Source organism: Synechococcus sp. R6-10, from assembly GCF_047461815.1.
Classification (GTDB): Bacteria; Cyanobacteriota; Cyanobacteriia; order Thermostichales; family Thermostichaceae; genus Thermostichus.
Genome location: NZ_JANSHW010000307.1, coordinates 1 through 7,011, shown reverse-complemented (window position 1 = coordinate 7,011; position 7,011 = coordinate 1). Strand labels below are relative to the sequence as shown.

Here is a 7,011-nt window from a genome sequence, read left to right as displayed (position 1 = left end):
TGAGCCCAAGTTGTGGAAGTGTGGTGGAGGGGCAGTGGGAAGCGGCAGGGATCCCCTATACTGGGGGCAGTGGGCTTGCTGACATACCGTTTCTCGCTGGCTGATAGGGCTGTCGTGACCGATTTCAACACCGGGATCCCGAGCGTGCGTCGCCTGCAGAAGGTCATCAAGGATCGGGAAACCCTCGAGGTCAAACTCAATACCGGAGATGTCTTCGTCGGCCAGTTGCGCTGGCAGGATCCCGATTGCCTCTGTTTAGCCGATGCCGAGGGGCGGGAGTCGCTGCTGTGGCGGTCTGCCATTGCTTTCATCAAGGTCAGGCCTCAGTCTTAAGTACTGCTCCGGATCCCTGTACAGCTCTTCTTCCCAATTTTTGAATAAATCTTTACAACAACTCAGGGCTTTTCTGTCTCCCTCTGAGGGCAGTTTTCTCCAGTTGACCCGCTCCTGCTGGGTTTTTGGAGCGGTTGACTACCCTGCCGTCGCCCTGAGTCTATCCCAAAGCCGTCCCCCATTGCTCCGCAACGCTGTTGCAACTGCGTCAGCGGGCCGTAGGCCTTGAGGACGAGGCTTTAGACCCAGTTTTTTGGTAAAAATGCCAATTAAGAAGGGTATGATAAGGAGTATTAAAAAATCTGATCTCTCCTCACCCAACCATGACGACTGCCCCCATTGAGATACCTCTTCAGCCTGCCGCCCAACGGCATAACCACTACAGCCGCGAAGACTTTTTTCGCTTTGACCTCTCCCAGGGATCCCTTGTGGACTGGACGGGCGCCCGCAATGTCTTGGTGAGCGAAGACTTTATTCTGGGTTTACAGCAGGGCCTGGAGGAAGAAGTGGGAGATGCCTCGGCTTCTCTGATGTACACCATTGGCCGAGAGTGGGGACGCAACGATGCCCTCCATTTTTCCCGCTGGTTTGAGGAGGAATATCGGCGCCACCCCAAGCAGAGTAATCTCATGTTTCTCTTGGAAACCTGGTGGTGGCCTCTGACCTCCCAAGGATGGGGGCGCTGGGAGGTGGAGACCGAGAGTCGGCGGCAAGGGTTTATTTTCATCAACCTCTTTGACTCCGCCGTGGCCCGCACCCTGGGGGATGTCGGTAAACCTGTCTGTCATCTTTACGCCGGATTATTTGCCGGCTTTTTTAGCACCATGGTGGAACGGCAGCTCAACTGCATCGAGATCCAGTGCTATTCTATGGGGGAAAGCTACTGCAAGTTTTTGCTCGGCAGCAAAGATCGCATTGATGCGGCTGCCTTCTGGCTGAACGAAGGGGCCAGTGCTGGTGAAATTGCCCAAAAATTGCGTTCAGGTCAGGGAGTAGCTAAGGCATGACCTGGAAGATTACTTTAGAGGATTCGGTGCAGAGCTTTTTTGCCCGTCTAAATTGGGATAACCGCCCCCTACAGATGCGCTCTCTGCCAATGCCTTTTCTGCAAGTGCGGGAGCATTTTGGTTCCATCCCCTGGGCGGGGGATCCCCTGAGTTTGGCCGCGCATTCTCTGGGATCCCTGTCGGCAGCACCAGAACCCGAGCCGGCAGAAGAACAGATCACCTTGGCAGATCTGTTCAGCTTGTTTTGAGTCTCCTAGCACCCACCGACCTCCGGGAGAAGCGAGATGGTAAGCCCCTTGGAGCAGATGCTGATCGAGTCGGAAGCCCGCTACCTCAAGCCAGAGGAGCTGGAGCATCTGAAGGCCTATGTTCTCGGCTGGCCAAAACGACAACATGTGTACCGAGTTTTGCGGGAACGGGAGAGCCAGGTGGTGAGCAAAACCCTAGATGCCCTGCAAAAAGAGATGCCCGACCTTTCTCCCCAAGTGTTGGATCTGTGCCGGCGACACCTGCTGTTGCTGCTGCGTCACAGCGCTATGGCCATGTTGCTGCAGGACGAAAACCTCCTGAAGGAGCGGCTGATCGAGTGGATGGAAGAAGAGGTGCGCCTGTACGGGCTGCAGAGGGTTTATGAGGTTGCCTATCGGATTTTCCAGCAAGAGCTGAGAGACCATTTGGCTCCTGGAGAGTTGGAGTTTATCCGCCCTTTGATCACCCAGGTACAGGTGGCCTTGCTGTTTTAGAGCTAGATACTTTTTTGCTTTTTGCATTTTTCGGTGCTAGAGCGCTCTATCTCAACTAGCCGGAGACTTCAGTGTCGTTGGAGTTAATGTTAGCGTTGTAGTAAATCTGCCCAAGGGGTATTCAATTGCTGGAGGGATCGCCATAAGATTTGGAGCGTAAACAACCGTTCTCCCAGCTCAACAACCAACGAACTGTCAACTGCACCCTGCTCCTATTTGGATGCTTAAAGCTCAATAACGACTTGGATTGGATAACCAGGGGATCCCTTATGAACGGCACCAGCTCTATCTCCAATGGCTCAGTCAACTTCGATCCCTACACGCCCGTTTTGGCCAACTACTACACACCCAGCGCTTATCTGCGAAGCGATTTGGAATCGGGCTTACTGGAAAGTCGCCACGGTGAACGTCTCTTGGCCCTTCCAGAAGCATTGCTGCGGGGCATCTACACGGGCCTGGAATACGAGACTGGCCAGGCTGCTCGTTTGGTATTGCGCAACTGTGGTCGGATGTGGGGCAAGGAGTTTTTCCGCCGTTTTGCCCAAGAACTCTCCGACTACTACCAGAAGCCTTTGGCCGAGCTGGAGATGGGCCTTTTCCTGCAAAGTCTGAGACAAGCTTGGAAAACTCATGGCTGGGGATTGATCGAGATCGACTGGACTTACAAAGATCAAGGAGTGCTGGTGGTGTCGATTCGCAATTCTCCCTTCGCTGCCGTCACGCCTCCCCATTTCAAGCGGCCGATGGGCTTTCTGGAGGCAGGGCTGTTGGCCACCTGGTTTAGCCAGCTAACCGGCCAGGATTTGCTCTGCGTGCAAACCGCCAGCGAGGCTTTGGGAGCGAAGAGCAATTTGTTTGTCGTAACCGCTGCTGCCCGCCTCAAAGAGGGAGAAGCCTGGGTGGACTCCGGCCTCAGCCACGAGCAGATCCTGGAAAAGCTCCTGCAACCCAGATAGGTGACAGGAGCCGGTTTCCTCCAGAGGGATGGGATCCCAGTAGAGATGAGTCTGTATAATTTTCTGGAAGCGAGGCGAGCTCAAGCGCACGAGGGTGTGGCCATTGGGGTGGCGAGTCAGAGCAATTCGGGGAGCCATCACCGTACCTACAAACAGTGCCGAGGCCATTGGCGCGGCGGTGACTGAGCTGTTGGATACGCTAGAGCACCGCAACGCCCTCGATCCGGCTGAACTAGTCAGCGTTATTTTTTCCGTTACCCCTGATTTAAATGCAGCTTTTCCCGCCCAGTTTGCTCGTCGTCGCCCCGGTTGGGAGTCGGTGCCTCTGTTGGATGTACAACAGATGGAGGTGAGCAGCGACTTACCCCGTTGCATTCGGGTTTTGATCCAGTTGAATACTCCACTTGCTCAAGCGGACATGCAGCATGTTTATCTGCGAGGTGCCCGCGAGTTAAGGCCAGATCTCAGCACTGTTTGATCGATCCATACAGCACCAGCACAGGGTTGACACTCTCACCGACTAAAGTCAGGGGATTTCTACACTGGAGGTGGGACAGTCTGTTGCCATGGGCAACATGGGGCATGATGGATCCCGGATTTGCCCCGCTTATTCTGGGGGAAAAGAATGGCTTAACTCAAGTTGATCCGGGTCGTATCACTACTGATTTGGGAAGGCGCAGAACATCCAGATTCACTCATAGACTTACTTGGACTTACAGTCATTTTAAACAGGTATGAAACATTTCCATCCAGCTCCCCTTTCTTTTTGGGAGATGGGGTGATGGCAGCGGCACAGAGCACTTGGGGGGCTTCTCAATTAGCTTAAAATGACTCTACTTAAGATAAGAGTAGATCTGAGAGCTCAAGGAGACAGCTTTTCTCGCAGACGGTTTTCCCACTGTTGCAGTTGCTCTTGGCGAGCGGCCACCTCTGCTTCGCGACGGCTCAGCTCCTGGCTTTGCCGAGTCAAGGATTGCCGCCAGCTTTCAATCTCCGACAGATCCACCAGACTGTGGGTTCGGGATAGGTTGTGCAACATCTCCACCAGCTTCATGGCTGCCTCTTCCACCCGCCGTACCTGCCGCTCTTCCGAAAGCTCAACCAGCAGCAACACCCCAATGTTGTAAGGGCCAACCTCTTTGCAGGTGACCCCTTCTGGCTTGCGCAGCGGCATCCAAACCCCGTCCTCGGCCTGCCGGGCCAAGAGCTGCAGCTCCCCCTGGCCGAAGAGACTTTTTTTGTGTACCCGTGCCAGATACAGCATGGAACATGCAGGAAGATGCTGCCGATTTTAGCACCGATCCCTTTTATTGAAGAGGGATCCCGTCCCTACACCCAAACCTGGGTTTTGTTGTCCGTGCCACCAGGAGGATCAATGCTAGGATCGGCTGTGGAATGGATAAGGCTCAACGCTCTCCCGTCTTCATCGTTTAGGGATCCCTGGCATGTTTCTCACCCAAAGCCCCTACTTTTTGATGGCAGCGCTGGTGGCGATTGCCAGTGGAGCCATCTTCGCGGTTCGGTTCATCAAGCGCGAGGCCTCCGCTGAGTACGACGTGATTTTTGCCACGATGGGCCTGATCTATTCCGTCTGTTTGCTCTTGGAAGGTCAGCGGCTCATTCCGTTGCTGTTCTTTGCGCAGGTGTTGCTGGCGGTGATGGCCGGCTGGTTTGCCATCGAAACCTTCCGTTTGCGGATTCTCTTAAGCGAAAAAGCACGGCAGGTGGGCGGGGCTCGTCCGACCGTTCGGCGGCAAGGCTTCAGCCGCACCTATCCCCCGGATGGCTATGCCCAAGGACGCACGGTTTCCACTCGAGCCGAGGGATCCCGTATCCGCGATACATCCTCTTACAGTCGCTCCATTCCTGGGCGCAGTGGTGAAGATCCTAGCCGTCGCCCCAGGCCCCAACTGACCGGCGATACCCGTTTGCGTCCCCGCCGCCGACCCGAAGGGGATGAGTATTACGAGGAGCCAGGGGTCCGCCCGCGTCAGGATACGGACTACGATGAACCAGCACCGCCGCCAGAGGCCCGCCGCCCCCGTCGTCCTGCCACCGAAGAGTATCCAGAGGATGTGGATGTGCAGGAAGAGCGCAGCACAGGTACAGCTACTCGTCGCCGTCCCCCACGGTTGCCCCAAGACCAAGGGGAAAGCTACGCAGATGAACCCCCCCGCCGTCCTTCCCGCCGCGTTGTCGAAGTAGAGCCAGTAGAAGTGGAGCCAGAAGAGTACGATGACGATCTGTTCTGATAAGCTCTCGACACTGCTCTGAAACTCAATAGGGACAGCGCCAGCCTTGCTTGGGAGGTGTGGTGAATCCGGTTGGATCCCTCAGCCCGTGTTGCGCATCCCGGCGGCAATGCCGTTGATGGTGAGCAGAGCCCCACGCAGAAGTTCAGCTCGGTTGTAGCGCGTTCTCCCGGTACGGGATCCCTGATGCTCTCGCAGGCGCTTGAGGAGGGAGACTTGGATAAAGCCGAGGGGCACAATAGAGCGGTTGCGCAACTGCACCGAGCGCTTCAAATAAGGGTCGTTCTCCAACAGTTCGCTGTGGCCCGTAATCTGCAGCACTATTGTGCGGGTGCGGTGCATTTCTTGGGCAATACACTCAAACAGCTCCATCGCCCGCTCTAGACGTTCTGGAGAGCTCATCTCCCGCACGTAGTGACGCGCTATTTGCAAATCCACCTTGGCCAAGGTCATCTCCACTTTGGAGATCACCATGCGGAAGAAAGGCCATTCGCGATACAGGTGCTGCAGGTGGTTGAGGTTGTGCTCGCCCTTGGCCACGTATTCCTGTAGGGCGGTGCCAACTCCATACCAGGCCGGCAGGAGAAAGCGGCTTTGCGTCCAACTAAATACCCAGGGAATGGCCCGCAGGGATCCAATATCCTTCTGGCTGCCGCTGCGGCGGGCAGGACGGGAGCTGATCTGCAGTTGGCTGATCTCTTCAATGGGGGTGACCTCGTGGAAAAACTCCACAAAACCTTCCTGCTCATAGACCAGGTTGCGATACACCTGCCGGGAGCGATCCGCCAAGGATTCCATTAGGCGCGACCACTCGTGCAGGTCGTTGGGGTAGGTGCGCAGCAGGCTGGCCTGGATCACAGCGCTGGTAACGGTTTCCAGGTTAAAAATGGCCAGATCTTGGAGGGAATACTTGGAGGCCAGCACCTCTCCCTGTTCGGTAATTTTGATGCGGCCCCCCACACTGCGCCCTGGCTGAGCCAAGATGGCCTCGTAAGCCGGGCCCCCCCCACGGCCCACCGAACCACCCCGGCCATGGAAGATTTGCAGCTTCACGCCATAGGATTCGGCCACCGTCTGCAGGCGTTGTTGAGCCTTGTAAATCTCCCAGTTGCTGCTCAAAAAGCCGGAATCTTTGTTGCTGTCGGAGTAGCCCAGCATCACCTCCTGCAGATTTCCCTGCTGAGCCAAGTACTGGCGATAGAAAGGGATCTCCAGCAACTGCCGCAAAACTTCCGGGGCCCGCTTCAGGTCTTCGACGGTCTCAAACAGCGGCACCACCGCCAGGGATCCGCGACCGCTAATGGGATCGTAGAGCCCCACCTCCTTGGCCATCAGCAGCACCTCCAACAGGTCGCTCAACTGGCGGCTCATGCTGATCACATAGGTTTGGCAAATGGCCAAGCCGAATTCCTGCTGCATGCGGCGCAGGGTGCGAAAGGTGGCGATCAGCTCTGCCGTTTTCTCGGAAAAGGCGATCTCCAGCGGTATCAGAGGCCGACGGGTTTGCAGCTCCTGCAGGAGAAAGGCGGTTTTTTCCTCTTCCGTCATCTCGTTGTAGGGACGCGGCAAAATGCGCAGGTACTCGAAAATCTCCGTGAGAGCGGCTTCGTGGTAGCTGCTGTCTTGGCGGATATCCAGATGGGCCAGGTGAAAGCCAAACACCTGTACCTGTTGAATGAGATGATCCAACTGACGGCAGGAAAGGCCGCTGTTTTTCAAG

At 56.0% G+C, this 7,011-nt stretch carries 9 protein-coding genes; 7 read left to right on the top strand and 2 right to left on the bottom strand.

The features are described 5' to 3' along the window. Positions 1-114 precede the first annotated feature (114 nt). The 6 genes from NW837_RS09240 to aroH all read left to right on the top strand — a co-directional run bounded on the left by NW837_RS09240 (position 115) and on the right by aroH (position 3,517). A complete protein-coding gene (locus NW837_RS09240; protein ID WP_041437389.1) occupies positions 115-333 on the top strand; it encodes an Hfq-related RNA-binding protein in 219 nt (72 codons plus the stop codon). Positions 334-656: 323 nt separating this feature from the next. Next, on the top strand, positions 657-1,340 hold the full coding sequence (locus tag NW837_RS09235; RefSeq protein ID WP_414330909.1) for a V4R domain-containing protein: 684 nt from the start codon (positions 657-659) through the stop codon (positions 1,338-1,340). Beyond that, a complete protein-coding gene (locus NW837_RS09230) occupies positions 1,337-1,588 on the top strand; it encodes a hypothetical protein (protein ID WP_414330906.1) in 252 nt (83 codons plus the stop codon). The genes NW837_RS09235 and NW837_RS09230 overlap by 4 nt, the downstream gene beginning before the upstream one ends. A 36-nt stretch (positions 1,589-1,624) precedes the next feature. After that, positions 1,625-2,083, top strand: a complete 459-nt coding sequence (locus NW837_RS09225; protein WP_414330903.1) for a hypothetical protein — start codon at positions 1,625-1,627, stop codon at positions 2,081-2,083. Between the two features lie 269 nt (positions 2,084-2,352). Then, on the top strand, positions 2,353-3,039 hold the full coding sequence (locus NW837_RS09220) for a V4R domain-containing protein (protein WP_414330900.1): 687 nt from the start codon (positions 2,353-2,355) through the stop codon (positions 3,037-3,039). A gap of 103 nt (positions 3,040-3,142) precedes the next feature. After that, positions 3,143-3,517 (top strand): chorismate mutase, encoded by a 375-nt coding sequence (aroH, locus tag NW837_RS09215; protein WP_414330897.1) that lies wholly within the window; start codon positions 3,143-3,145, stop codon positions 3,515-3,517. Positions 3,518-3,901: 384 nt separating this feature from the next. On the opposite strand, the gene NW837_RS09210 is transcribed toward aroH, so the two are convergent. Then, on the bottom strand, positions 3,902-4,303 hold the full coding sequence (locus tag NW837_RS09210; RefSeq protein ID WP_414330894.1) for a hypothetical protein: 402 nt from the start codon (positions 4,301-4,303) through the stop codon (positions 3,902-3,904). A gap of 181 nt (positions 4,304-4,484) precedes the next feature. On the opposite strand from NW837_RS09210, the gene NW837_RS09205 reads away from it, so the two are divergent. Beyond that, entirely contained in the window at positions 4,485-5,291 is an 807-nt protein-coding gene (locus NW837_RS09205) for a Ycf66 family protein (RefSeq protein WP_414330892.1), read from the top strand. Between the two features lie 81 nt (positions 5,292-5,372). On the opposite strand, the gene NW837_RS09200 is transcribed toward NW837_RS09205, so the two are convergent. Further along, the coding region (locus tag NW837_RS09200) for a phosphoenolpyruvate carboxylase (protein WP_414330889.1) at positions 5,373-7,011 on the bottom strand (1,639 nt) is incomplete at its 5' end.